Source organism: Shewanella sp. M-Br (assembly GCF_036245925.1).
In the GTDB taxonomy this organism is placed as follows: domain Bacteria; phylum Pseudomonadota; class Gammaproteobacteria; order Enterobacterales; family Shewanellaceae; genus Shewanella; species Shewanella oncorhynchi.
This window is the reverse complement of sequence record NZ_BJBV01000002.1, coordinates 42,692-67,611: the sequence shown is the minus strand read 5'-3', so window position 1 is coordinate 67,611 and position 24,920 is coordinate 42,692. Positions and strand designations below refer to the sequence as shown.

Here is a 24,920-nt window from a genome sequence, read left to right as displayed (position 1 = left end):
AGCTTACACGTGTTCGCTAATCTTGGCGGCTCTTATTGCTGGAGTAGTAAAACAATGAACAAAGCAAACAGTTTCAATAAAGAAGAACTCATCGCCTGTGGCCATGGGAAATTATTTGGTCCAAACTCACCTCGTCTGCCTGTCGATAACATGCTGATGATAGATAGAATCGTTACTATCAATGATCATGGCGGTGAGTTTGGCAAAGGTGAAATTGTCGCTGAACTCGATATTAATCCAGGCTTATGGTTTTTTGACTGCCACTTTATTACCGACCCGGTAATGCCTGGTTGTTTAGGGCTTGATGCCATGTGGCAACTCGTTGGCTTCTATTTAGGCTGGGAAGGCGCAGAAGGCAAAGGACGTGCTCTGGGTGTAGGTGAAGTGAAGTTTACGGGTCAAGTATTACCAGGCGCTAAGAAAGTCACTTATAAACTCAATATCAAGCGTACTATTCACCGTAAACTGGTGATGGGTATTGCCGATGCAATCCTTGAAGTTGATGGCCGTCAAATCTACAGTGCAACCGATCTTAAAGTCGGTGTCTTTAGCGATACGTCTACATTCTGATCAGTCTTACTCCAATACACTGAAGATATCAGTACTACAGATATAAAAATGCCCTCATCTGAGGGCAATATGCTGCATTACTTTGCTTGTTCTGGGCTATTTAATTAATGAGTAAAACTCAATTATTTATTAAATAGCCCATTAACTCGGCCATCCACACCTTCACGCCAACCGCCTAACCACTGCGATCGCGAATCAAGATTTGCATATGGACAGAGCTCCTTAGAGCGTCCACCAACCCCAGCTTGGAATCCTTTTGAAAAAGCTCTGTCTAAACGATCTCGTTTTTGTCTTTTCATGCAAGCGTCCTCTGTTCTACATAAAATAGAAGCAAAAGCTTCACCCATAGAAATAGTGCTTTTTGACGCCAAGATCAATCAAAAAATCGGCTATTATACTGACTATTTATTAAACTATTGAGATCCTAGCGAAAAAAAACGAGGCATTTCGCCTCGATTTTTTTAGTCTGAATTGAAGCTTAAAACTTAACGAATTCGACGACGGAACCACACCAATGGCAAGGCAAATAACCAAGCTAACGTTGCCGCACCAGAACGCTCAAAATTACCAGTATCGGTGCTATCTTCAACAGTACAAGCTTCACCACTGGTAGCCGGTTTAAGTACAACCATACGTGGAACATAAGCCGTTACAGGCTCGCCACTACCACTCAGCTCAAATAGCGGTAAGCCATTTTCACCAATAACTATGTTGCCATCTTTATCAAATTGATAAGAAGGTTTACGAATAAAAGCCGTACCTACGATAGTGCCATCTTCATTGATACTCGTACCTTCAACCACTAAAATATCAGCGTTATATTGAAGAATTTTACCTGAGCCATCCTGAACTTCGACCTGATGACGTGCCCAGCTACCGTCGTTTGATTTTTCATAACCTTTAGACTCGCAGGTCAGCAATTTATTGATATTGCTAAACTCACCCGTCGACTTCTCATACAGGAAACCCGCTTTGGGGCGTGGCTTCTCTTTATCGTAAGTCGTTTCAACGTAACCAACTACTTGACCTTTATTGTTAATATCCTTGGGTTTACTCGAAAGATCCGTTGCCGTTGAGGCAAAATCATTAGGGGTTACATAGCCAACATCGGGTGTATTAGTATCAAAATAGAAAAACTTGTCGCGCAAATAACCTTGAATATAGCTACGATAACTACCGACAAGAATACCACTATCATTGATGTCATAGGCAATGGAACTTGAAATCGATTCGCCCATTGGGATCCAGTGGTATTTATAATTACCTTCGGCATCCTTAGCCCAATAAGCCGCATCTTGGTGCAACTTATCTGTATTGTTGTTACGATAAACGTGCGAACGACCAACAACCACGCCGTTATCATTCACGCCGAGCGCCTGAGCAGTAAAGGTTAAGGTGTTATCAGCTTTAGGCGTTAACCCTAAAGGCAACTCAATTCCCGTAGCGATATTATTGTCGATTTGCCATACATAGGCACGCGTCTGGTACTGAATGTTACGCGTACCCGTAGAGTTCGGATATTGCTCACGTTGTACACAAACATCCAACGGCAAAGTATTATCCGAGCCTAAACAATAATTAACACGATCACTACCATATTTACTGATAGCAGTACTGGCATAACCAGCCACTAAGTTATTATTATTAATAGCTGTAGCAGCAGACCATCCACCTAACTCTGCGGTTTTAGTCTTATCAGCATTAACAAATTGCGTGTAGGGAGGAACTAATGGAATTTCAGTGCTCCCCACTTTTACAACACCGCGGAACTCATAGTCGCGGTAATACCAATAATCATCGGTAACATCAGTAGTTGCAGTGTTCTCTGTTTTCTTTTCAGGCGCAGTCATGCTGCCCACTTTAATACCGGCATCATTAATACCGTAATAAAAGGTATCAACAGAGTTAATCACAGCAGTATCATTTGGCGGTGTAGTACCATTAATGCTGTCGAATGTCGGTAACCAAGCCCCAGCAGCACCATTTTCTGCAGCAATAAAAGCAAAGTTATTTGCAACAATGGCAGCGGTAATAGAATAAGTAATGGTTTCTTCTGGTGCGATACCGTCGGCAACATCAATCACGCCGCCTTCGACATCTGAACTGCTGAGTTTTTTCTTACCCTTTGAAATACCGACTAATTCACCACTAGCATTTACACCTAAAGCATAACCGTTACGAGTGCCTTCAAGCGTGCCCTGCAGGTCATAATTATCGATATTAACGATTTCATAGACAGGTGCAGCATGGGCACTGTTTAATACACCAAGGACACCTAAGGCAACCAAGGAAAGGGCTTTATCCAACTTTGACTTCATTAATTCTATTCCCATTTTTATTATTGGTTTACTTCAGTGACTCAAGCTCTTCCCAACGCTCGAAGCAAACTTCCAATTGCTTTTCTTTATCAGCCAACTGACTCAATACCTGATTGACTTTATCCTGCGCCTGACTATAAAAGTCTGAATGTCCAATAGTGGTCTGCAATGCGAGAATTTCTGCCTCCAATTGCTCCATCACATTAGGTAGCGACTCTAACTCACGCTGTAGCTTATACGACAGTTTTTTTACCGCTTTCACAGGTTCTGCAGTTTTAACTTCAACGGGTTTAGTTTCAACCGCAGGAGCTTCGACCACCTTTTGTGAACTAGGTTCCTCAGAATAAAACTTTGCCCCTTGGTTCACGGCATCTTGATAACCACCTACATACTCGCTCCAATGGCCATTACCCGCATACCACCAGCTACTGGTCACAGTATTGTCGATAAATGCCCTATCATGGCTCACTAGCAACAACGTACCTTGGTATTCAGTGAGCAACGACTCTAGCAATTCTAAGGTCTCAATATCAAGATCGTTAGTTGGCTCATCGAGAATGATTAAGTTTGCAGGGCGAATTAATAACTTAGCCAATAACAAACGGTTCTTCTCACCACCCGACAGCGCTTTCACTGGCGTTCTGGCACGCATAGGCGAGAACAAGAAGTCCTGCAAATAACTTAAAATGTGGCGGTCTTGACCATTGATCGTGATGGTCTTTTTACCTTCACCAACGTTATCTTCAACGGTTTGCTCAGGATCTAACGCTTCACGATATTGGTCGAAATAAGCGATTTCGAGCTTAGTACCGACTTTAATTTCGCCCGATTGCGGTTGCAGCTTCTCGATTAACAGCTTGATCAAGGTTGATTTACCACAACCGTTTGGCCCAATCAGCGCAATACGGTCACCGCGGATAACCGTCGTATTAAAGTTTTTAACCAGATTTTTATCGGGCAGATTGAAGTTAAGATCGGTCACATCAAAGACTAACTTACCAGAACGTTCAGTATCCGATACTGCCATTTTAGCATTGCCTTGACGATTCAGACGTTCACTTCGCTCTTCACGTAGCGCCTTCAGTGCGCGAACTCGACCTTCGTTACGGGTACGTCTGGCTTTAACGCCTTGACGGATCCACACTTCTTCATCGGCGAGACGCTTGTCAAACAAGGCATTTTTCTCGGCTTCGACGCGCAACCATTCTTGCTTACCATCAAGATACATTTGATAGTTGCCCGGCCATGAGGTCACCACACCACGGTCTAAATCGACAATCCGCGTCGCCATACGGGCAATAAAGCCCCTATCGTGGCTGATAAAGACGATAGCGCCTTGATAATCGAGTAAAAACTTTTCAAGCCACTCGATAGTGTCTATGTCTAAATGGTTGGTCGGTTCATCAAGTAACAACAGATCTGGCTCGCTCACCAGTGCTCTGGCTAACGCCACTTTACGCTGCCAACCACCCGATAACTCGCTCAAGGATTTGTCAGGATCGAGACCTAACAACTCGCAGTTTTGTTGGATGCGAGAATCTAACTGCCATCCATTATAGTGGTCTAAGGTTTCTTGCAGACCTTGCATCTCATTCAGCATACGATCCATTTGCTCTGGATCGGCATGGGCCACATCGTGGGACAGTTGATGATAACGCTCAAGCGCCTCGCCCACTTCCTTTAATCCCGCAGCAATATAAGCGTATACCGTGCCTTGCTCAGCCTTTGGCGGATCTTGTTGTAGACGGCTAACGGTCACATTACCAGCGATGTTGAATTCGCCTTCATCCAGCAGTACATCACCAGATAACACTTTTAATAAACTCGACTTGCCAGCACCATTACGGCCAACAATACACACGCGCTCACCGCGTTGAATAGTAAAATCCGCTTTTTGTAACAACGGAGTGTAACCATAGGCTAAAGAGCCACTATTGATACGAACCAGACTCAAACTAAGCTCCTGTAAACTCTTGTAATTGCGTTGCGTTAAATGGCCAATGTAATTCTCTATCATCCCAAGCTTTAAGCACAGGGATCGATATGCCATAACGCTGCGCGAGGTATTCATCGTCACAAATATCTATGGCCCGATAGCCAATGTCAGCCGCTGCCAATAAGGCCGCGGCCAGTTCACACAGATGACATCCCTCTGTGTGATATAGCAGATAATGCCTATTATCTAATTCTGCTTGAGTCAACTCAGGCATGGGCGATAAGCCAAGTATTATGAATATGTGGATTACGTTTGTAGTCCATAGGCAAAGTTATGTCATCAATGTTCTTCACATTAATGCTCATCTTTGTCAGTGCCTCTATGTCCATCTTAAACTTACGTTTATTGTTAGAGAACACTAGCTCGCCTGTTGGGCTGAGCAGTTTCACTAAGGATGCCAGTAAGTTCACATGGTCTCTCTGCACATCGAATGAATCTTCCATACGCTTAGAATTTGAGAAGGTCGGCGGATCGATAAAAATCAGATCGTACTGTTCACGGCAATCCCGGATCCACTGCATGCAGTCAGATTGAACAAACTCATACTGCTTACCTTGCAGTCCATTGAGTGCAAAGTTGTCCTTCGCCCAAGCAATATAGGTATTTGACATATCAACCGTCGTCACCGATTTAGCGCCACCGAGCGCCGCATGCACAGAAGCAGAACCTGTGTAAGAGAACAGGTTAAGTACACGGCGTCCCTTAGATTTTTGACCGACTAAACGGCGTGTCAATCTGTGATCGAGGAATAAACCTGTATCCAAATAACCGGTTAAGTTCAGTTTGAACTTAGCGCCATATTCGGTAGTGATAAGCTCTAACTTACGCTCATCCAGCTTTTGATACTGACTCGTGCCCTTTTGACGCTCGCGGGTCTTCATGATCATCTTGTTCGGATTGATACCAATGGCCGACGGCAGTGCTAACAATACATCGCTTAAACGACGCTTGGTTACGGCTTCAGGTATAGTTGCTGGCGCCATATATTCTTGAATAATCACGTAATCTAAGTATTTATCTACTGCGACGTTATATTCAGGAATGTCGGCATCATAAATACGATAGCTGTCGATGCCTTCTTTTTTCGCCCATTTCTCTAATAACTTGGCATTTTTCTTAATGCGGTTAGCAAATGCAGGGGCGATATCGGCAATGTCGACGCCGTCTGGCAGCACTGGCGTATCACGACGTGTACTGGTCGCATGTAAGGTATAAATGTTAAAGGCACATTCTAGGGCGCCGTTGAACATCTTCATCTGTTTGTCGGCTTTAAGCTTAAGTGATGATACCAGTTCAATATCACTACACAGCATGGCCACTTTCCAGCCGCCAAATTCTTTCTTAAACTTGTCGCCTAGCTGATAGTAAAGCTGCAATAACTCAGACACATTTCCTAAACGTTCACCATAAGGTGGGTTAGTGATCAAATAGCCACTTTCTGCAGGCGGCGTTATCGTCAACGCATCTGCAACTTGAAACTCAATTAACTCGAGTACACCGGCATTTTCGGCGTTACGTTTGGCTAACGCGACTAAGCGCGAATCGATATCTGAGCCGTAAAATTTAATCTCACAACGTTTGACGCCTAATGAGGCACGCGCTTTTGCTTCTTCAACGATTTCTTGCCACACAGCTTTATCATGACGACGCCAATGTTCAAACCCAAAACGGCTACGCTGCAGACCAGGCGCAATATCGGCCGCCATTAAAGCAGCTTCAATCAACACAGTACCGCTACCACAGAAAGGATCGAGCAAGGTCGAAGGCGCCGCTTGCCAGCCACTGCGTACTAACATGTTGGCGGCTAAATTTTCCTTCAATGGCGCTTCACCAGTGGTCGAACGATAACCACGTTGATGCAATGATGGACCAGAGAAGTTCATCGCAATCGTGATTACGCCATTACGAAAATGGGCATCAACTTTAAAGTCAGCATCGACGCGTGACACATTGGGGCGCTCAACGTCATCGTCCCGGAATCTATCCACAACCGCGTCTTTAATCTTGAGTGCGCCGAACTGGGTATTATTGATAAAACCACCCGTACCATGAAAATCGATACTAAAAGTGCTTTTATTGGAAAAGTGCGCCGGCCAATCGACACAATAGGCGGCATTATAAAGTTGCTCTGCCGACTCGCAGCTACCTTTATAGATAACCAACACGATACGGCTGGCTAAACGTGTCCATAAAGTAATACGATACGCTAAAGCTAAGGGGGCAGTGAAATACACACCAGCAACACTCTCTTTTACTTCAGTCGCACCAAATTCTGTCAGCTCTTGGGCTAAGCTATATTCAAAGCCCTTAGGGGCGGCGGCAAAAAAATTAAGCATGGGATAATCAGTACGCAGTCAAAATCAAAGCGACATTATACCTGCTCGAATACATAAAAGATAAACAGTTATTAGCCGAACCCCCATTTAGTCTCATCCTCGGCCTAAGATAATCAACGAAAAATCCCTAACTTATGTTTAAATTGTATGAAAGCCCCCCACTCCGCTTTATATTTAAGCGTTCACCACCTTTTTCGATCTTCGTCCTTGCAATGCCAAGGCGCTGCCGTTATAGTCTGCCCCGCTTTGAAGACGGACGCGGGATGGAGCAGCATGGTAGCTCGTCGGGCTCATAACCCGAAGGTCGTAGGTTCAAATCCTGCTCCCGCAACCATTTAAAAGCAAAATAATAAAGTAATACAGATAGATATCGGACGCGGGATGGAGCAGCATGGTAGCTCGTCGGGCTCATAACCCGAAGGTCGTCGGTTCAAATCCGGCTCCCGCAACCAATTTCTATATGTGTTTATAACGAGAAACAGCCTATCAGGCTCAACTCCTTGTAAACAACAGGCGAAGGTCGTCGCTGATTTAACATTAGCAATCCGACTCCCGCAACCAATTCTTAGATGACAGAATTAAAATAGTTATTAACAGCAACAATCGGACGCGGGATGGAGCAGCATGGTAGCTCGTCGGGCTCATAACCCGAAGGTCGTCGGTTCAAATCCGGCTCCCGCAACCAATTCTCAAATGACAGAATTAAAACAGTTATTAACAGCAACAATCGGACGCGGGATGGAGCAGCATGGTAGCTCGTCGGGCTCATAACCCGAAGGTCGTCGGTTCAAATCCGGCTCCCGCAACCACTTCTCTTCATGAAAGAGAAAAATAACCAGCACAAGCTGGTTTTTTTGTATCTAAAATTCATAATAACCCTCTGTAAAATCCTAACCAGAAGACCATCGACCTATAAACAACCGATGAAAGCCATCAGTTCAAATCATCTTCAACAACAACGTCCAAAATAAGATTTAAACTGTTCAGCTGACATCAATGCATTTTTTGGATGTCAAATTTCGCCATAAAAGTGTCGGACAATATGACTCCTGCCATAGCACCAAAGGAAACGGTGAAAATCATGATGAAAGGTAGAGGTTTCAAATAAGCGGAAGTAAGAACACCTTGACAGAACCAGTGCAGCAATAGACCAAGGATCATGACGCCAAAAGCGAGCTTATTCGCAGCAAAAAACATCGGAATTTCGAACGCCCACAACGCTTTATTTTCCTTAAATTGAGCGAAACCGAAATAGAGATAAAGCAGTAATGCCACGATAGCGATAGCACAAACACTGAGTACATAGCTTAATTGAGACGTCCCCGCTAAGACTTGATAGCCGATACGAATGGCATAAATACCAACACCCAACCAAAGTATCAGCAATGGCAATAAAATGAGTCCCATTTTTTATCCTTAAAAGTTGAGATAGACACACACTTAGCACCTAAAGCGAGCTCTGAAAATGAGCGCTTAATGCTATCCCAGACCTCGGTTTGTGAAGTGAGCACTTGAAGTAAGTACTTAAAGTTAGGACTTGGAATGAGCACTTAGAGTCCGTTCTTAAAGTAAATGCCTTAAGCAACAGCTAAAATAGCGCCGAGATCAGCATGCTATTTTAACCGCGCCATATGATACACACTGACAAACTCACCATTTCTAAAAGCAAAATCCTTCGACTCACCTTCCATTACAAAGCCAAACTTTTTATATAGACCAATGGCGGCATGATTATCGGTATAAACCGTTAATTCAATTCGTTTTATATTCATCCATTTATCGGTAAGCTCAAGCATCGCGTTAATCAAGGCACTGCCTACACCGCGGCCTTGCCAACTGTCTTTTACACCCATACCAAATGAGGCAACATGCCTACGGCGAGGTTGCTCATACACTTCAAAACCCAACTCACCGACAATTTCACCTTCAATCTCTGCGACATAGCGATGAACATGATTCGATATTGCTGCAAGACGCGCCTCCCATTTATCGGTCGATGGCAAAGGTAATTGCAAGGTACCCGCATAGGCATTTGGACAGGCATATACTGCTTGAATGGCTGCAGCGTCACTCTTCTCTGCATGCCTAATAGTAATATTTCCCAATGAGTCCCCTCCCTGGTTTTCAAATAAAAAAGACGTGTCCAATTCAACGTACACAGAACTAAGCACACAGGTCTAAGCCCAACGAATTGACTTAGGCATGCTGTGGATCACTGTGATTAAGCAACTCAACCCGATTATTATCAAACCGACTTTACGGATGAAGCTCACATAAGACAAGTATGAAATTTAAAAAACTATTGATAAACATGGATTTTATACAGATAGATATCAATCAATATAGGAATTGAATCAACCACCGCCCTGTCTCCATAACCCAGCCTCAACACCTAGGTTGAAACTCTGGGCAAATAAAAACCCGCTCAAGATAAGATCTAGGCGGGTTTATAAGATTCAGGCACTAAGGTGATAATCGAGTTGAATACTTCAGCCTTCAATTAATCCAATACAATCAATAGTATGGTTCTAATATAAACTGTTTAATTAAAGTGGTAAACGACCATTAAAGGACAGCGCTAACGTAGTGCTATCCACGTATTCCAACTCGCCACCTACGGGTACGCCATGGGCAATGCGGCTTATCATCACTTTGTGACGTCTGGCCATATCGGCAATAAAATGCGCTGTAGCCTCACCTTCTACTGTTGGATTTGTCGCTAATATCAGTTCGGTGACATCACCCGATGCCAAATGGCGCTCGAGTAACGCTAAGCCTAACTCTTCTGGCCCCACACCATCGAGGGGCGATAAATGGCCTAAAAGCACAAAGTAACGGCCAGTGAAATGTCCACCCGCTTCAATGGCTAACACATCAGCCGGCGTTTCCACCACACAAATGGTGGAGGAGGTACCGCGTTTATGGCTAGCACAGATCGGACAGAGGGTTTCTTCAGTGTAGGTTCGGCAAGACTGACAATGACCGACGTCACTCATCGCACTGGACAGCGCACTGGCTAACTTAAGCCCTGCTTTTCGGTCGCGTTCAAGTAACTGAAACGCCATACGTTGCGCCGATTTAGGCCCAACCCCAGGTAAACAACGCAGGGACTGAATTAACTCATCTAACAATGGACTAAATTTCATCGGCTATCTCAATTAAAATGGCATTTTCATGCCTGGTGGTAATTGCATGCCACCAGTAACTTCAGCCATTTTAGTTTTTTGGTTTTCTTCGATTCGACGGGCAGCGTCATTACAGGCCGCAGCAATCAAATCTTCCAGCATTTCTTTGTCGTCTTCCATCAGGCTTGGGTCGATTTCGACTTTACGCACTGTGTGCGCGCCTGTCATAGTCACTTTCACCAAACCAGCACCAGATTCACCCACCATTTCCATACGGGCGATTTCTTCCTGCATTTTGGCCATTTTTTCTTGCATCATCTGGGCCTGTTTCATCAAATTGCCCATACCGCCTTTTCCAAACATAGTCATTTCTCTTCTATTAGGGTTAGTCGCAAGCATTAACGCGGCTAATCTTACTTAAATAAATGGGATTGGCAATCAATGCCGTTATCTTGTTAATAAACTTATGATCTCGATGCAGAGTTTCTCAGCAGCATCACTATAAATATGCACTCGAAGCCTAAATTTAAACCACAACGCTACAAATTAACGATGAAAATTTTACCCAAAGACTCGCCAATAATGGCTAACTCGCGGCCTCAGTTAACTCTGGTAACGCTTGTATTTGCTGACTGCGTAAATTCAACAACTCTGGCGGATACACTAGACTATCGGCATCGAGTTCGGCGCCCATACGTTGGATCAACCATTGCACATTGTCATCATGAATCAAGGATTGATGCGCTTGTTGCAGCAACTCTTGGTGGAAACGCTTACGTAACTCTAAGGGCGTTTCCCGCTGTTCATCGATTCCTATGACCACTTGCACCCGTCTTGGGTTCCCGAGCGCGGTAGTTAAGGCTTGCTCAAGCTGCACTATGGCAACATCGGCCGCTAGATGCTTCTGGTTTGGTTTAAGCAGCAACGGCAAAGGATCACTCAAAGTTTGACAGACAGAATTAACCGCCAGTTGCCGCACTCGCCCGCCGATCTCTAAGCTCGCCATCAACTTGTACCAATGTAAATCTAATGGATGGCCGCTAATAGGTTGAGTCGAACTGAGCGCGACTTGTGTCTCCTGCGTGTGTTCCACTGTATTTGACGCATTTGTCAGTGCTGTTGTGCTAGCCAAAGCAAACTCTGAGGCGGGTATTTCTTCTTGACGTACAGCCTGATTTTGAAGTATTTCCGACTTCAAACTTGATGCTGCGACCTGCCCGTCACTCAGGGATAGAGTGTCATCTTGTGCATGATTAGGTGCGTAACTCACGCCTAAAAGCTCTTGAGCATGACTGGCTTGAACATTCTTTATATCAGCAGCTTGCGCGCTCACCGGCTGAACACTGTCAGTCTTATTGCTATCGACTTGCGTCACTTCGATAGATTCAGCTTCAGGCGCTGCCTCCCAAGGCGGACGATCATCTGCAGCGGACGGTTTGACAGGCTTATCAGAGACAATTCCAGTTGAGATGACGACTGAAGATACTGCTTGGTGCAGATCGATAGGCTCAAGATCTAAGTCGAAGTCATCATCAAAATCTATCGCTAAATCAGGGTCTAAATCAGATGCTGGATCAACAGAAAATGCCACACTTGGCTGACTCGCTTCAATTTTAGTAACCGATTTAGGTAAGGTTACACAATGTGATTTAGTGTTTGGCGTCTTAAGTTTTGAGTCCAATGACGACTTTTTTTCATCACCGTCCTTAGCACTTAAGGCGTCAAGATCAGATAGCAGCGAATCCCGCGCCGCCAACACCGCCGAGAGAATATCATCATCGGCTAAAGATGCGGAGGCTAGTGTTGGAATTGGAATTGATGTCTGAGGAGATACTTGAGCAATTAATACTGACTGACTATCAACTGAGCCTTCCATACCTACAGCGCTTTGAATATCAGCAGAATTTTGAACATTATCTAAGTGTTGAACATCATCAGGCACAGCATGAGAGTCAAAGCTGTGATGAAAATCATCGTCATTGTAAGAGCCGGAGGAGAATTCAACATAAGCATCTTGATAGGAATCGAGCGGCGCTGACTCTTGGGCATAAGCTCCCATCGCTGGATAAGAATGCTCGACTTCAGTTCCATAGGGACTATGTTCATCAAGCCCCTTTTGCTCTAGCGTACTATTAGTAAGAGTATGGTTAGCGAGGGAGTCAACAGCAGTGTTTTCATCAACAGTCTTTTGAACAGCACTGTCTTTCTCTGCAATGTCACTACCAACAGCCACAGCGCTTGAACCAACAACCATTTCAGCCGCTGCTGGATTAATAATACTCGACTCGGCAGTTGCCCCAATGAATTCAGGAACTTCACTATTCTGAGCATCTAAACTCGCAACCGATGACTCAATGTCAGCAGCAGCTTCAGTAACTTGAGAAGGCGCTTGAGCGGTTGATACTGTTTGAGTTTGTGGCTCGACCTCAGCATTCACTATCTCAACATTTAAGCTGCCAGCGTTAAATCCCTGACTCTGCGCCTGACTTAGAATCACCGCCTGTTCGGCAATTAATGCCGCATCCGCTTCGAGCTCAGCATCAAGTGCCTGCTCTGCGGTATCGGCAGGCTCAATTAATGCTGTTTTTTTTTCAGCTGTATGTGGTTCAGCAGTATGTGTTTCAGCAAACTGTTGTTCATTTACATCAGGAGTTTGCGCTGCAGCAGTTGCCGCAACTGGCGTTTGCCCTTCGGGTAAACGGATCTCAGCGACCGCATCAGGCTGCCAACGCTTTACCGGCTTTTCAGGCACAAATGCGACAGCCCGTAACAGCGCCATCTCAAGACCCGATTTAGGGTCTGGTGCATGTGGTAAATCTTTGCGGCCCGTTAATAAAATCTGATAATAAAGCTGCACTTGTTCCGGCTTAAGCTGTTCGGCAAAGGCGCGAATTTGTGCGCTATACAAGGATTGCTGTGCGCAAGCGGGGGCAAATTGGGTCAAGGTAATTTGATGTAACAACTCAAGTAAACTGCGTAGCACTTCTTGGGCATCTGCGCCGTACGCGAGCACTTGGGCACAGGTATGCATTAACACACCAATATCGGCATCGGTTAAGGCGTTAAGCAAGGCAACTACATGCTGCTCATCAATGCTGCCAAGCATGGTTTGCACTTGGCCAAGCATCACATTACCGCCACCAAAGGCGATGGCTTGATCTGTCAAACTCAAGGCATCACGCATACTGCCATTGGCAGCTTTAGCCAGCAGTTTTAGAGCTTCTGCATCAAAGGGAAACTGCTCTTGGGTCAAAATATGATTGAGCTGAGTGCCAATTTCAGCTTGGGTCAGGCTTTTTAAATTGAACTGCAAACAACGAGATAACACAGTCACTGGCAGTTTCTGCGGATCGGTGGTCGCCAGAAGAAATTTAACGTGCTCGGGGGGTTCTTCTAAGGTTTTTAGCAGTGCGTTAAAACTGCTGCGCGACAGCATATGCACTTCGTCGATGAGATAAACCTTAAAGCGGCCACGGGTTGGACGATACTGCACATTGTCTAACAGCTCACGGGTATCATCGACCTTAGTGCGAGATGCGGCATCGACTTCAATCAAATCGACAAAACGACCTTGGGCGATTTCCACACAACTGCCGCAAACACCGCAGGGAGTCGCTGTCACACCTTGTTCACAGTTTAAGCCTTTGGCAAAGAGTCGCGCTAAACTGGTTTTACCAACACCGCGCGTTCCCGTAAAGAGGTAAGCATGGTGTAAGCGCTGCTGGCTTAACGCATTGGTCAAGGCATGCAAAACATGGCTTTGGCCAACCATTTGATCAAATGTGGCAGGGCGCCATTTTCTGGCTAACACCTGATATGACATGGAACTCCCCAGAGTATGTGATACAAAAGCGGGAGCATGCGCCCCGAGAACTTTGAAAGATAACATGCCATGATTTGACATGCCATCAAACTATCCCAAGGCGCCTTTAGCTGCAGATTTATTCGCCTTCAAACTCACAAAGTTTAACCAACTCAAGCCCCAATGCGGTTAAACGTGCTTCACCGCCTAAATCAGGTAATGAGATCACAAAGGCCGCATGTTTAACTTCACCGCCGAGTTGGCGGATCAGTTTAACGGTCGCTTCGATAGTACCGCCAGTGGCGAGTAAATCGTCAACAACGAGCACTTTGTCATTTGCGCTAATCGCATCAGTATGAATTTCTAGGCTATCGTGACCGTATTCCAGTTCATAGCTTTGGCTGATGGTTGCACGCGGCAATTTGCCGGGTTTACGCACAGGTACAAAACCTATACCCAATTCTAAAGCCAACGGAGCACCAAATAAGAAACCACGGGCTTCAGTGCCCACAATTTTGGTAAAGCCTTGACCACGATAATGTTCAACTAACAAGTCGATGGTCGCTTTATAGGCTGCTGCATTCTCAAGCAAACTGGTGACATCTCGAAATAAAATCCCTTCCTTAGGATAATTAGGAATCGTTTTAATGCTTTGCTTTATCAAGGATAAGGTTTCTGTATTCATAGCCATCATATTTGCTTAATAAGTTACTTAATCAATTCACCAACCTAGCGGTGGCGGTATAAAACAAAACGTCCACACTGAGTGGACGCATTGTCGAAAGTCGGACAAAGCTTATGCCGCTTTAGTTTTAGTTGCAACAATCACAATGCACAAGTGATGGAAAGGTTATCAATTTGTGCCTTAGATCAAACCCTGTTGGCTCTCAGTTAAATAGCCTCAACAAGAACACGACTAAACTTTCAGTCACAGCACTTGAGCCCATTCAATCACTCAATCATCCCTCTATTTCAGGTATACCTTTAAGATACCAAAGTAGGATCAACGCCATGACAAACAGCAGACCTTTTACCCAAAGGATAGGGACCACAATAATACTGAGACTAAAACTGAGTGCGCTAACTATCATGGCTTTGCGTTTCAATCCCTTACGCATTGCTCGCAGCTCTTGCCACTGGGTTAAAGCGTCGGCAAACCAGGGATGTGTCATCAACCAATGGTGTAAACGTTCACTCGAGCGGGCAAAGCAGAAGGCAGCAAGCAAGATAAAAGGCACGGTCGGCATTATCGGTAGCACGATACCGACTAAACCTAAGACTAAAGCGGTTAAGCCTAACAGTAAAAATAATCCGCGCTTTAATACCATAGGTTTAAATGCCCTTTATCGGAAAAACAAAAGCCACTCGAAGAGTGGCAAATAGGCTACGCGCTAGAGATTAACGCTCGCTTAAATTAAACCTAAATGCTTTAACCAAGACAGACTTGCTGGCAGAGTCGGCAACAGTAAAACTAAAATAAAACCAATAAAATACAAAAAATTAAATGGGTCTTTGAACGGCTGACTACTCATTACAGCTCCTCTAGTATGTGCAAGTATAAGTGCGCAGGAATCGTACAGTGATTGAGATCACAAAACGGCCGACATTGTAGCGGTTTGTCAAATCAATAAAAACCCTCTAAATGTAGGGTTATTGCATTTATTTCGGCAATAAACCCCACCTTAAGACTGACGTCCGCGCACTATCCCTTTGGCCGCTAATTGCTCGAGTAACTGCATACAACCTTGCTCAATAATCTCTGGCGCCATTTGAGGGTAAGTGATTGTTAACCAATCAACTATCTCTTTAAAACCCGCTTGGCCTTGAGCTTGAAGAAATGCCAGCACCTGTGCGCTTAAGGGATTTAACTGTAAGAAGCACACTTCACAATCGGCATCTTGATAGAGACAAAAAAACACTGGCGTATCGAGTCGTTGCTGCGGACGATAATCCTGACGAATGTGCTGCACCTCAAAGTGATACTGCGCTACCCTCGCCGTCTGCGACAAACATAAAGCCTGCGTCGACATTTGCGCTGGGCTAAGTTGAGATTCATCCTCACTCGCCTGTGCAACCGCAACGGCCAACTCTAGCCATTCATAGTGCGCTAATTCGAGCATAAAAACAGGATCATTTGCCGTGGGCTGATATTCCTGCTGTAAAAAATCTAAAAACTCACCCGCGATATCGATAAAGATGGGCGATTGACAATCATGTTGACTGAAAAAACGCTGCACCAAAGTCAGCCAATCCTCCTCAGAATACAAACTTTTCAGCACGGGGAAGCCATTCGACACAAATCCCAGCACATTATTAAAAAATAACTCGCGGTAAACCTGCATACGCCGGACATCAGTATCCGCGGGCAATGGCGAAGAGGGATCGCGGATATAATCGATAAAGGATTGCTGCACTTGCTTAAAATCCATTAGGCGCTCCTCTTTACGGCATGAGCGCTATTTTGGGCATGGGAGCTGGACGCCGCCATTTGATAACCGTGAATTTGATTTATCTCGAGCAACAATTCAGCGGTTGTCGGCAAATTAAAGTCACGCTCAAGCAAAGTCGGTTTTACCCCATGCAAAGCATAACAGCGCTGTAATAATGTCCAGACGGGATCGTTAATGGCTGCGCCATGGGTATCAATGAGCAGATCTTCAGCTTGTTTGTAGTGCCCAGCAATATGCAGATAAGCGATGCGCTCCGTCGGCATGGCCTGTAAAAAGGCATCGGCATTGTATTGATGGTTTATCGAGTTCACATAGATGTTGTTCACATCCAGTAGCAGTTTACAATCGGCTTCTTGCAGCACGGCATTGACGAATTCAAGTTCTGTCATTTGAGCACCTGGAGCGGCATAAAAAGACACATTTTCTAAAATAAGCGGCCGCTCTAGAATATCTTCTACTTGCTTGACCCGCGCCGCCACATGCTTCACTGCAGCGTCGGTAAAAGGGATAGGCATTAAATCATATAAGTGACCTTGCCCTGAGCAATAACTTAAATGTTCGGAATAGACTTGGATTTGGTGTAAATCCATAAAGGTTTTGATATTTTTTACAAACGCGAGATCTAAGGGTTCAGGGCTACCAATGGATAAACTCAAACCGTGGCAGTAGAAAGTATGTTGCTCGGTCAATTCACGAAATTGGCGGCCAAATTTACCACCTAAGGTCATCCAATTCTCAGGCGCCACTTCAAAAAAATTAATAGCATCAGGCACCTGTAAACAAAATTCACTGAGCATTTCTCGTCTTAATCCCAGCCCTACCTGTGCCGTATTTTTTTGATCATTCATAGAACCTCACGAACGCTAACCTGTAATCGCTTAAGAATAAAACACAAGAGACCAGCGCTGGCTGGCCTCTTTAGGCTCAATTATCCCAATAACTGCAGGGATAAAACAAACCCGCTTTACTTCACTTCTTTTTTAACGGCTTCGACTTTAGCATCCACTTTTTCGGCGGTTTTCTTCATATCAGCGCCACATTTTGCTTCACCACACTTACCTTCATGGGCCTTATCAGCGGCTTTCTTCATGTCAGCACCGCATTTCGCTTCGCCACATTTCCCCTCATGAGCTTTATCTGCAGCCGCTTTTTTCATCTCAGCACCGCATTTAGCCTCACCACACTTACCTTCTTTGGCTTTTTCAGCGGCGGCTTTCTTCATGTCTGCGCCGCATTTGGCTTCACCACATTTGCCTTCTGAACCGACAATTTGATAGCCCGCATCCATAGCTTCAAAACCAAATGGGTTAGTTTGTGCATTGACAGCAAAAGCCGAACTCATCACAACTGAACCTAACGCTACTGCAACTGCTGTTTTTTTAACTGAATTCATAAATAATCCCTTCTTGTTTATTGAGTAATAATGACCAACAACAGTTTAAGTAGCTGGCTTACAACAAAAGACCTGCCTTATTTCGATTCTATTGCAAAAAATATCACTAAGTCACAGAAATGGTAAAAATATCCTGCTAGGACAATCAGTTTAGCTTGGATTTTATTTATTGGCGTACCTATTCATCCTCCTTCACAAGGCCACTTTGTAACTTAGGGCTGATAAGGTAGAATGCTCGCCCTTTGCAACAGATATGGGTTTACTGCAGTGCGTGTGATTTTGGCTCCAATGGAAGGCGTAGTAGACGCTTTGATGCGTGACATCCTATCGACCATCAATCCCTACGATTTGCTCGTCACCGAATTTGTGCGAGTGGTAGACCAACTGCTGCCTGAAAAGGTCTTTCTCAAACTGTGTCCTGAACTGCTCAACAACGGCAACACCCCTTCAGGTACGCCAGTACGAGTACAATTGCTTGGTCAAGAACCCCAATGTATGGGCGAAAATGCCCTACGTGCCATTGAGTTAGGCTCACACGGTGTTGATGCAAACTTTGGCTGTCCAGCAAAAATTGTTAACCGCAGTAAAGGTGGCGCCGTATTATTGCAATATCCTGAGAGTGTGCACGATATTGTCAAAGCCATGCGTCAAGCAGTACCAAAAGAGCATGCCGTAACGGCCAAAATACGTTTGGGCTATGAAGATAAGTCACTGTTTATGGAAAACGCCATTGCAGTGTATGAAGCCGGTGCAACTGAACTTGCCATCCATGCGCGCAGTAAAGTCGACGGTTACAGACCGCCAGCCTATTGGGAATACATCACCGAAGTACGCAAACGTTTGCCAATCCCGGTGATCGCCAACGGTGAAATTTGGAACAGTGACGATGCTAAGCGTTGTATCGAAGTCACGGGCTGCGACAGTATCATGATCGGCCGCGGGGCAATTTCATTGCCGAACTTGGCTGATACTATCAAGACAGGAGCCACTCCTTATACTTGGGCGCAAACCTTAGGGCTCATGCTCAGTTATACCCAAAGGGAACTCAATGGCCGTAAGAGTGACTATTATCCAGCCCGGATCAAACAGTGGTTCACCTATCTCAACCGTCAATATCCCGAAGCCGATACCTTGTTTAGGGAACTGCGAGTCTTTAAAACAACGGAAGAAATAGTCCGCGTATTAGAAACGGCGCAACGGAACTTATGCGACGAATAATCGCGACGATATGTATGATAAAAGGGCTTTTGCCGTAGCACATATAATGCGATAAGAATGAAGTACTTTTTCGATTTTTAACGGCTAAAAAACCGAAAATGTGGCAGATACTTGATCTTTATCATAGTCGTTGATAGTGGAACTATTAGACTGGACGCCTAGAGTCAAATGAAATAGGCGATTTTACGTGAGCACCACCCATATCAGACATGAATTGTCAGAGCTTGAAGCTAATCTAAGGAAAGAAATAGGCGCGCTCCCTCTGTTCCTCGAAGCCATAGGGGAGCATTACGCTAGCCTGAGTCTGGCAGAATTAATTGATAAATTGGCTCAGACACCACTGGCTGAACACCCACTATTTTGCCGATTAAATAAACTTGATGCCGCCTTTTGCCAGCTCGACTTAGGTCTCTACGGTCTTTGCTCGGATTGTGAGGCAGAAATTGAAAGCGAACGCTTAAGCCAAGATCCCACCGAACAACGCTGCACATCCTGCGCCGAGCATTATCAGCATGAACACCGCCACGAACTGCGCCTCACGCATTGATAGCGCTCATTCGACATCCAGTAAACTGACTTATAAGCAAAAAAACCTCCGCAAGCGGAGGTTTGAGTTATCCAGGGAGGGCGGACAACCTAAAACTTCTGGTTTATTCTCAGGTAATACGTTCTACCTAACACATCATATAAACCCACATTCACATCGCGATAATCGGCATAGGTGTAATAGTTTGGTGTTTCAGCATCAAACACATTATTCACCCCTACTGTTATAGAGCCGTTATATGCATGGGTATAACCAAATTGGATATTGTGTTTAAAGTAATTATCGTAATCGACATAACGGTCAGTTTTTTCTAACTCGTTGAAATAACTTGCTGATTGACTACCAATATAGACGACTGTCCATGCGGCAGAGAAATCATCGTATTTCCAACTGGTCGCAAAGTTGCCGCGCCAATCGGGTGAGTCTGTCGTTCCTGCGTAGTCGATCATGTCTGCTTCAGCGTTATCCTGCTTTTTAAAATCAAGCACATGAGTTAAATCCAGTTTGAAATTGAAATCCCCAAAGCCTGTTTCTAAGTTATAAGCTGTTACAAAATCGATACCTGAGGTCTCAACTGTGGCTAAGTTACGAACTCCCGCTTCAATATACTCAATCTTGCCATCTGGACCACGGGTCACATAGGGAGACGATCCATTCTTGATTTCATCACGCAGGATATCATCTACATCAATCGACTCAATTTTGTTGTCGTAGGTGATTGAGTAATAAGATAACTCCAAGTTCCATGCGTCAGTGACATTCCAAACGCCGCCAAAGGTTAACGAGTTGCCCTCTTCTGCCTCTAGATCAGGATTCCCTCCATACCAGGTTTTGTGTTGATTATTAGTCGCGCAATATATGGCATCCACGTTACCAGGTTCATTACACCATAAAGAATCAACACCCTTCTCAAAACTCAAGGATTGAGACGAGAACATTTCGCTCATATTCGGCGCACGGAATGAGTCACCATAGCTAGCACGCAGTAATAACGTGTCTATAGGACGCCAGCTTAAACCAAACTTAGGCACCACGGCATCGAAGGTCGATGAATTAACGACTTCCCCCTGAGGCCCTGTGAGAGTTCCTTCCTGCTCATAGCGCTCATAACGTACTGCGGCAGAAAACTCAACATTCGCAGGTAAGCCTACTTGGAGTTCCAAATAAGCGGCACTACGGTCACGCGTGGCATCCACATCATCACCACCCGAACCGCCGGAGATAATACCCGCGGCCGATTCTGGATCACTGGTTTGCTTAAACTTGATCATTTCATATTCAAGACCACCGACCATAGCGACCGAAAGATCACCGTCATCGAGCAGTAAGGTCGAAGCAAGACCATCCAATTGAGTACTTTCAAATTTGCCCTGATAAACCCCAGTATGCGCAGCTTTACGATACAGATCTGTCATCTGTTGATCCCACTGCTCATAACTCATTCCAGAGGTATTGAAAATATCATATTGCTCTGAATCAATTTCTTGCTGAATAATATCGTCATTCAGTAAATTATAATTAAAACTATTTGTCGTCGATGTTGCGTGCTGGGCATTTAATTCCCAGTCGATACCATTCCCTGAATCTATTGTACCAACAAAGCCACCTAGAATATCAAAGTTGTTGGTTTCAGTTAATGTATCTCGCTCGCCAAGTTGCGCGCCTCGCATAGAAATCACTAATTCTTCGCCAACTGGATTAAACTTATTATCGGCACTCATCACAGGGGTATTCGTTGATACTGGCGTACCCGCATAACGGGTTTCAGTTTCTGCTAATGAAGCAGAAGCACGACCTCGGAATTTTATATTCTCAGAAATCTCATAGGAGAAATTAGATAACAGCGAATTACGAGTTTGATCGCCAAATAACTTAGTGACATTACCATGATTATATAAACAACGACCATCACCTGAGTCTATGGTATTTTCCGTTTTTTCACATATATCTGAATTACTATACCAGCTACCATTGCCTGGTCCATATTTACCGTTTGGTACTGAGCTATATCCACTATATGCGTTATAACTTGAATCGTCCATTCGCCAAATATCACGATCCATTACAGCTTTAGTATCATAATATTCATAGGTTAGCGTGATATTGCCTTTATCAGTATTAAAGCCCGTTGCAAGTGATAAACGGTTGGCATCGCCTCCTTCTACGCTTGGTTGCTCAGTACTGTAATCAAGCTGAAACCCTTCAAACTCTTTCTTAGTGATAATGTTTATCACACCCGCAACCGCATCGGAACCATATACTGCCGAGGCGCCATCGCGCAGGATTTCAATACGCTCCACGATAGCCATAGGGATAGAAGATGTATCGGCCACAGAGCCAGAGCTCGAACTCGTGCCCGGCATACGGCGTCCATCTAATAACACTAATGTCGCAGACGATCCTAAACCACGTAAATTGACATCACTGGTTGAGCTTGCTCCTGATCCATAGCCAGAAATACCACGCCAAGAACCAAAGCTGTTTATCGCAGAGTTATTCAATACGTCAGCAACGGTTTTTTCACCCGTCATGGCAATATCCGCAGCATTAATGACAGTCACGGGTGAAACAGTTTCCATATCAACTTGTTTAATACGAGAACCCGTCACTTCAATGCGTTCAACTTTCGCATTTTCTTCTGCTGCATTTACCGCTGCAGAAAAGCCTATTCCAGAAAAAACCACACTGCTTGTCGCCACTGTAATTAAACTAGTACGAACGGCTTTGGCCGTTAAACTTAAATAGCGCATTAATCTCTCCTTGAGGTAAATAAAACCCTATGTTTGTTATTTTTATATTTGGCAAGCGAACTCTATTTCGCTGTAGGGATAATGTTAATACGCAACATCTAAGTCAACCATTAAAAACAATTAATCTCAAATCAAAACAAATTGACACAAAATAAATCAACTTGAATATAAGATATCCGGATATACATCATGGGGTTAAGCAATACAGACCTGTTGAACATATTAAATATTTAATTTGATACAATAAATCTTAATTGTTAACTAAAAGAATACCGAGAAACTCACGCCACAAATGAATCAAAGCGTATCGAAAATAAAACGCTGAATATTAATTTACACTTAGTTCAATATTAATTAACCATAAAAAATGCCACTCATTTGAGTGGCATTAATATTGAAACACTGAGTAATGATTGATTACTTAAAGTTGGCAACCTTCAACACTTTTTGAGTTCTCATAAACAATATCGCCTACAGGATTGTAGTCAGCAGCTTTAATCACTTGTTTCTCTTTCAAGAAAGAATAGAGTAAATCAGCATCAACAAAACCCGTTTGAATTGGGCTGGTTAGTTTAGGATAACCGTCACCACCCGCAGCATTAAAGCTAGGTACAGTGAACTTATAAGTGGCTGTTGGGCTAAAATCCTTGCCACCGATGTCGCTGATGTTGGCTGTTTTAGCCACACAGTCAATGGTCATTTTCACACCAGTGATTTGTGCATAACCACCAGAACCAACTTGAAGACTGCCGACTGCGCCTAAATAAGCCGCAACTTCAGTACCCGTCATTTCGTTAAGGGTAACCATATTACCAAATGGCTGAACAGTCAGCACGTCACGGTAACTAATGTTGCCTGGTTGGATAGATGCACGTACACCGCCTGAGTTCATTACACCAAAATCAGCAGTCACTTTAGCACTTTGTGCCATCGCTAACATACGGCCTAAGTTAGTTTGCTTATTACGCACGTTTGCACGCTCACCATCTAACAGGGCATCCGTTGTCGCAATGACTTCGTCTAACTTAGCTTGACCTTTCTCTTGATAGTAAGAAAGCAGCTCTTTTAACTCTGAATCCGGTTCAATTTTAGTGCCAGCTAAGTCAGCAGTTTTCTTACCAGCATCATCCAGTTTGCGCATATTCACAGGGACAAGCTTGTAGCTCGCTAGATGGAGTTCACCGTTAAAGTATTCAAAATCTGCACGGCCAACATATTTACCCCATTCATGGGCTTGCATGATCCAAGTGCCATTTTGTTTATCAGGTGCACATGCATCACCAGGCTTAAAGGCTGCATAAGCTTTGTTGTCAGTTCCCGGTTCCATACACACTGGATTCTGTGAATGACCACCGATAACAACTTGTAAATCCCCTTCTTTCAATGCGCGAGCCATAGCCACATCGCCAGGGGCATTACTACCATTTTTACCATCTGCGTAATGACCCATGTGCGTGGTAGCGAAAATGATATCTGCCGCTTTGGCATCTTTAATTTCTTTAATCACTTTAGCAACTTCCACCTTGGGATCGGTGAATGTTAGATCGCTAATGTATTCTGGGTTACCAATCTTAGCAGTGTCTTCTGTCGTTAAACCAATAACAGCAACTTTAAGACCATTAACGTCAAATACTTTATAGGCATCAAAGTAACGCTCACCAAGAGTACCATCGGCATTTTTACGGTAAATGTTCGCCGCTAACATAGGGAATTCAGCAAGGCGACGCTGCATATCAAGTACTGATAACGGATTGTCAAACTCATGATTGCCAACAGCCATGGCGTCATAACCGATTTTATTCATGCCCGTAAAGTCTGGTATGGCATCTTGAAGATCAGATTCTGGTACACCCGTATTAATATCACCACCAGATAATAATAAGGTTTGACTGCCATTCTTACTCACTTCTGCACGAATTTGATCAACTAGAGTTTTCTGAGCGGCTAAACCGTATTCACCATCACTGTTTTCCCAGAAACGGCCATGGTTGTCATTGGTATGTAAAACGGTAAACGTTTTACAAGCACTTCCCGCTTCAGCACACGTTGTTGGAACTTTATCGTCATCACTATTATTACAACCCGCAAGTGCAGCGAGAACAGCAGTTGCAACTAATCCTTTAATAAGCATATGTCTCATTACATCAACCCCTTGATTTTAATTATTTTATCATAGAAAGATTGCCGTGAACTCCATCAAGTTCAGCGTCACGGATAATAGCAAATAATAAAGATAAATTGTGTCATTTTTATTAAAAACTTGACATTTATATGAAATTTGGCGGGCATTTTAAGAAGGATTTGTTTCATATAAAAAATAAGCTGAATGACTGATTTTTATATATTTACAGAATACAAAATAAAAATGGAATAAATGGATTTTAATCGTTTGTTATAAATAACTTAGGAAATATG

21 protein-coding genes and 4 tRNA genes are annotated in these 24,920 nt (G+C 44.1%); 7 read left to right on the top strand and 18 right to left on the bottom strand.

Annotation, left to right across the window (positions count from 1 at the left end; all coding sequences use genetic code 11):
• Positions 1–54: 54 nt before the first annotated feature.
• Positions 55–570, top strand: a complete 516-nt coding sequence (fabA, locus tag AAA952_RS02270) for a bifunctional 3-hydroxydecanoyl-ACP dehydratase/trans-2-decenoyl-ACP isomerase (RefSeq protein ID WP_338254041.1) — start codon at positions 55–57, stop codon at positions 568–570.
• 122 nt (positions 571–692) lie between these two features.
• Here fabA and rmf read toward each other — a convergent pair whose 3' ends face one another.
• From rmf to rlmKL, 5 genes are all read right to left on the bottom strand, one after another.
• Positions 693–869, bottom strand: coding sequence for a ribosome modulation factor (rmf, locus tag AAA952_RS02265; RefSeq protein WP_006082074.1), 177 nt, complete (start codon positions 867–869; stop codon positions 693–695).
• Between the two features lie 186 nt (positions 870–1,055).
• Positions 1,056–2,888 (bottom strand): DUF3466 family protein, encoded by a 1,833-nt coding sequence (locus AAA952_RS02260; RefSeq protein WP_173497385.1) that lies wholly within the window; start codon positions 2,886–2,888, stop codon positions 1,056–1,058.
• 28 nt (positions 2,889–2,916) lie between these two features.
• Positions 2,917–4,842, bottom strand: coding sequence for an ABC transporter ATP-binding protein (locus tag AAA952_RS02255; RefSeq protein ID WP_263176579.1), 1,926 nt, complete (start codon positions 4,840–4,842; stop codon positions 2,917–2,919).
• 1 nt (position 4,843) lies between these two features.
• Positions 4,844–5,098 carry a glutaredoxin family protein gene (locus AAA952_RS02250; protein WP_338254034.1) on the bottom strand — a complete coding sequence of 85 codons (255 nt, stop codon included), beginning with the start codon at positions 5,096–5,098 and terminating at the stop codon, positions 4,844–4,846.
• Positions 5,091–7,220, bottom strand: coding sequence for a bifunctional 23S rRNA (guanine(2069)-N(7))-methyltransferase RlmK/23S rRNA (guanine(2445)-N(2))-methyltransferase RlmL (rlmKL, locus tag AAA952_RS02245; protein WP_338254032.1), 2,130 nt, complete (start codon positions 7,218–7,220; stop codon positions 5,091–5,093). The genes AAA952_RS02250 and rlmKL overlap by 8 nt, the downstream gene beginning before the upstream one ends.
• A gap of 257 nt (positions 7,221–7,477) precedes the next feature.
• On the opposite strand from rlmKL, the gene AAA952_RS02240 reads away from it, so the two are divergent.
• The 4 genes from AAA952_RS02240 (at position 7,478) to AAA952_RS02225 (ending at position 8,029) form a co-directional block, all read left to right on the top strand.
• Positions 7,478–7,554: transfer RNA gene (locus tag AAA952_RS02240), tRNA-Met, on the top strand.
• A gap of 41 nt (positions 7,555–7,595) precedes the next feature.
• Positions 7,596–7,672 (top strand) — tRNA-Met (locus tag AAA952_RS02235).
• Positions 7,673–7,828: 156 nt separating this feature from the next.
• Positions 7,829–7,905, top strand: a tRNA-Met gene (locus AAA952_RS02230).
• A 47-nt stretch (positions 7,906–7,952) separates the two neighbouring features.
• Positions 7,953–8,029 (top strand) — tRNA-Met (locus AAA952_RS02225).
• A gap of 184 nt (positions 8,030–8,213) precedes the next feature.
• Here the strand turns inward: AAA952_RS02225 and AAA952_RS02220 are convergent.
• The 11 genes from AAA952_RS02220 to AAA952_RS02170 form a co-directional block, all read right to left on the bottom strand.
• On the bottom strand, positions 8,214–8,627 hold the full coding sequence (locus AAA952_RS02220; RefSeq protein ID WP_338254030.1) for a hypothetical protein: 414 nt from the start codon (positions 8,625–8,627) through the stop codon (positions 8,214–8,216).
• Positions 8,628–8,833: 206 nt separating this feature from the next.
• Positions 8,834–9,325 carry a GNAT family N-acetyltransferase gene (locus AAA952_RS02215; protein WP_338254028.1) on the bottom strand — a complete coding sequence of 164 codons (492 nt, stop codon included), beginning with the start codon at positions 9,323–9,325 and terminating at the stop codon, positions 8,834–8,836.
• Positions 9,326–9,766: 441 nt separating this feature from the next.
• Positions 9,767–10,366 carry a recombination mediator RecR gene (gene recR / locus AAA952_RS02210; RefSeq protein WP_028759631.1) on the bottom strand — a complete coding sequence of 200 codons (600 nt, stop codon included), beginning with the start codon at positions 10,364–10,366 and terminating at the stop codon, positions 9,767–9,769.
• A 12-nt stretch (positions 10,367–10,378) separates the two neighbouring features.
• Positions 10,379–10,708 carry a YbaB/EbfC family nucleoid-associated protein gene (locus tag AAA952_RS02205; RefSeq protein WP_028759630.1) on the bottom strand — a complete coding sequence of 110 codons (330 nt, stop codon included), beginning with the start codon at positions 10,706–10,708 and terminating at the stop codon, positions 10,379–10,381.
• Positions 10,709–10,931: 223 nt separating this feature from the next.
• The gene (dnaX, locus tag AAA952_RS02200) at positions 10,932–14,168 is read right to left on the bottom strand and encodes a DNA polymerase III subunit gamma/tau (RefSeq protein WP_338254024.1); all 3,237 of its coding nucleotides are present in this window, start codon (positions 14,166–14,168) and stop codon (positions 10,932–10,934) included.
• 118 nt (positions 14,169–14,286) lie between these two features.
• Positions 14,287–14,838, bottom strand: a complete 552-nt coding sequence (apt, locus tag AAA952_RS02195; RefSeq protein WP_105252212.1) for an adenine phosphoribosyltransferase — start codon at positions 14,836–14,838, stop codon at positions 14,287–14,289.
• A 268-nt stretch (positions 14,839–15,106) separates the two neighbouring features.
• A complete protein-coding gene (locus AAA952_RS02190; protein WP_338254022.1) occupies positions 15,107–15,475 on the bottom strand; it encodes a YbaN family protein in 369 nt (122 codons plus the stop codon).
• A gap of 81 nt (positions 15,476–15,556) precedes the next feature.
• Complete coding sequence (locus AAA952_RS02185) at positions 15,557–15,679, bottom strand: hypothetical protein (protein WP_006082086.1); 123 nt, start codon at positions 15,677–15,679, stop codon at positions 15,557–15,559.
• A 150-nt stretch (positions 15,680–15,829) separates the two neighbouring features.
• Positions 15,830–16,576, bottom strand: a complete 747-nt coding sequence (locus AAA952_RS02180) for an HvfC family RiPP maturation protein (protein WP_338254017.1) — start codon at positions 16,574–16,576, stop codon at positions 15,830–15,832.
• The gene (locus AAA952_RS02175) at positions 16,576–17,445 is read right to left on the bottom strand and encodes an HvfB family MNIO-type RiPP peptide maturase (protein WP_338254015.1); all 870 of its coding nucleotides are present in this window, start codon (positions 17,443–17,445) and stop codon (positions 16,576–16,578) included. The genes AAA952_RS02180 and AAA952_RS02175 overlap by 1 nt, the downstream gene beginning before the upstream one ends.
• 116 nt (positions 17,446–17,561) lie before the next feature.
• Positions 17,562–17,990, bottom strand: a complete 429-nt coding sequence (locus AAA952_RS02170) for an HvfA family oxazolone/thioamide-modified RiPP metallophore (RefSeq protein ID WP_028759624.1) — start codon at positions 17,988–17,990, stop codon at positions 17,562–17,564.
• Positions 17,991–18,257: 267 nt separating this feature from the next.
• On the opposite strand from AAA952_RS02170, the gene AAA952_RS02165 reads away from it, so the two are divergent.
• Both AAA952_RS02165 and AAA952_RS02160 read left to right on the top strand, forming a co-directional pair.
• On the top strand, positions 18,258–19,208 hold the full coding sequence (locus tag AAA952_RS02165) for a tRNA-dihydrouridine synthase (protein WP_105253104.1): 951 nt from the start codon (positions 18,258–18,260) through the stop codon (positions 19,206–19,208).
• 187 nt (positions 19,209–19,395) lie between these two features.
• Positions 19,396–19,755, top strand: a complete 360-nt coding sequence (locus tag AAA952_RS02160) for a TraR/DksA C4-type zinc finger protein (protein WP_028759621.1) — start codon at positions 19,396–19,398, stop codon at positions 19,753–19,755.
• 89 nt (positions 19,756–19,844) lie between these two features.
• Here the strand turns inward: AAA952_RS02160 and AAA952_RS02155 are convergent, their stop codons facing one another.
• Both AAA952_RS02155 and ushA read right to left on the bottom strand, forming a co-directional pair.
• Positions 19,845–22,505 carry a TonB-dependent receptor gene (locus tag AAA952_RS02155; RefSeq protein WP_338254011.1) on the bottom strand — a complete coding sequence of 887 codons (2,661 nt, stop codon included), beginning with the start codon at positions 22,503–22,505 and terminating at the stop codon, positions 19,845–19,847.
• Positions 22,506–22,926: 421 nt separating this feature from the next.
• Positions 22,927–24,645 carry a bifunctional UDP-sugar hydrolase/5'-nucleotidase UshA gene (ushA, locus tag AAA952_RS02150; protein ID WP_105252205.1) on the bottom strand — a complete coding sequence of 573 codons (1,719 nt, stop codon included), beginning with the start codon at positions 24,643–24,645 and terminating at the stop codon, positions 22,927–22,929.
• Positions 24,646–24,920 lie beyond the last annotated feature (275 nt).

Coding starts and splice junctions, on each gene's coding strand:
- AAA952_RS02185 (WP_006082086.1), bottom strand. CDS start 15,679: ATGAGTAGTCAGCCGTTCAAAGACCCATTTAATTTTTTGTATTTTATT.
- ushA (WP_105252205.1), bottom strand. CDS start 24,645: ATGAGACATATGCTTATTAAAGGATTAGTTGCAACTGCTGTTCTCGCT.
- AAA952_RS02155 (WP_338254011.1), bottom strand. CDS start 22,505: ATGCGCTATTTAAGTTTAACGGCCAAAGCCGTTCGTACTAGTTTAATT.
- AAA952_RS02190 (WP_338254022.1), bottom strand. CDS start 15,475: ATGGTATTAAAGCGCGGATTATTTTTACTGTTAGGCTTAACCGCTTTA.
- apt (WP_105252212.1), bottom strand. CDS start 14,838: ATGGCTATGAATACAGAAACCTTATCCTTGATAAAGCAAAGCATTAAA.
- AAA952_RS02170 (WP_028759624.1), bottom strand. CDS start 17,990: ATGAATTCAGTTAAAAAAACAGCAGTTGCAGTAGCGTTAGGTTCAGTT.
- rmf (WP_006082074.1), bottom strand. CDS start 869: ATGAAAAGACAAAAACGAGATCGTTTAGACAGAGCTTTTTCAAAAGGA.
- dnaX (WP_338254024.1), bottom strand. CDS start 14,168: ATGTCATATCAGGTGTTAGCCAGAAAATGGCGCCCTGCCACATTTGAT.
- AAA952_RS02175 (WP_338254015.1), bottom strand. CDS start 17,445: ATGAATGATCAAAAAAATACGGCACAGGTAGGGCTGGGATTAAGACGA.
- AAA952_RS02180 (WP_338254017.1), bottom strand. CDS start 16,576: ATGGATTTTAAGCAAGTGCAGCAATCCTTTATCGATTATATCCGCGAT.
- rlmKL (WP_338254032.1), bottom strand. CDS start 7,220: ATGCTTAATTTTTTTGCCGCCGCCCCTAAGGGCTTTGAATATAGCTTA.
- fabA (WP_338254041.1), top strand. CDS start 55: ATGAACAAAGCAAACAGTTTCAATAAAGAAGAACTCATCGCCTGTGGC.
- AAA952_RS02250 (WP_338254034.1), bottom strand. CDS start 5,098: ATGCCTGAGTTGACTCAAGCAGAATTAGATAATAGGCATTATCTGCTA.
- recR (WP_028759631.1), bottom strand. CDS start 10,366: ATGAAATTTAGTCCATTGTTAGATGAGTTAATTCAGTCCCTGCGTTGT.
- AAA952_RS02205 (WP_028759630.1), bottom strand. CDS start 10,708: ATGTTTGGAAAAGGCGGTATGGGCAATTTGATGAAACAGGCCCAGATG.
- AAA952_RS02260 (WP_173497385.1), bottom strand. CDS start 2,888: ATGAAGTCAAAGTTGGATAAAGCCCTTTCCTTGGTTGCCTTAGGTGTC.
- AAA952_RS02220 (WP_338254030.1), bottom strand. CDS start 8,627: ATGGGACTCATTTTATTGCCATTGCTGATACTTTGGTTGGGTGTTGGT.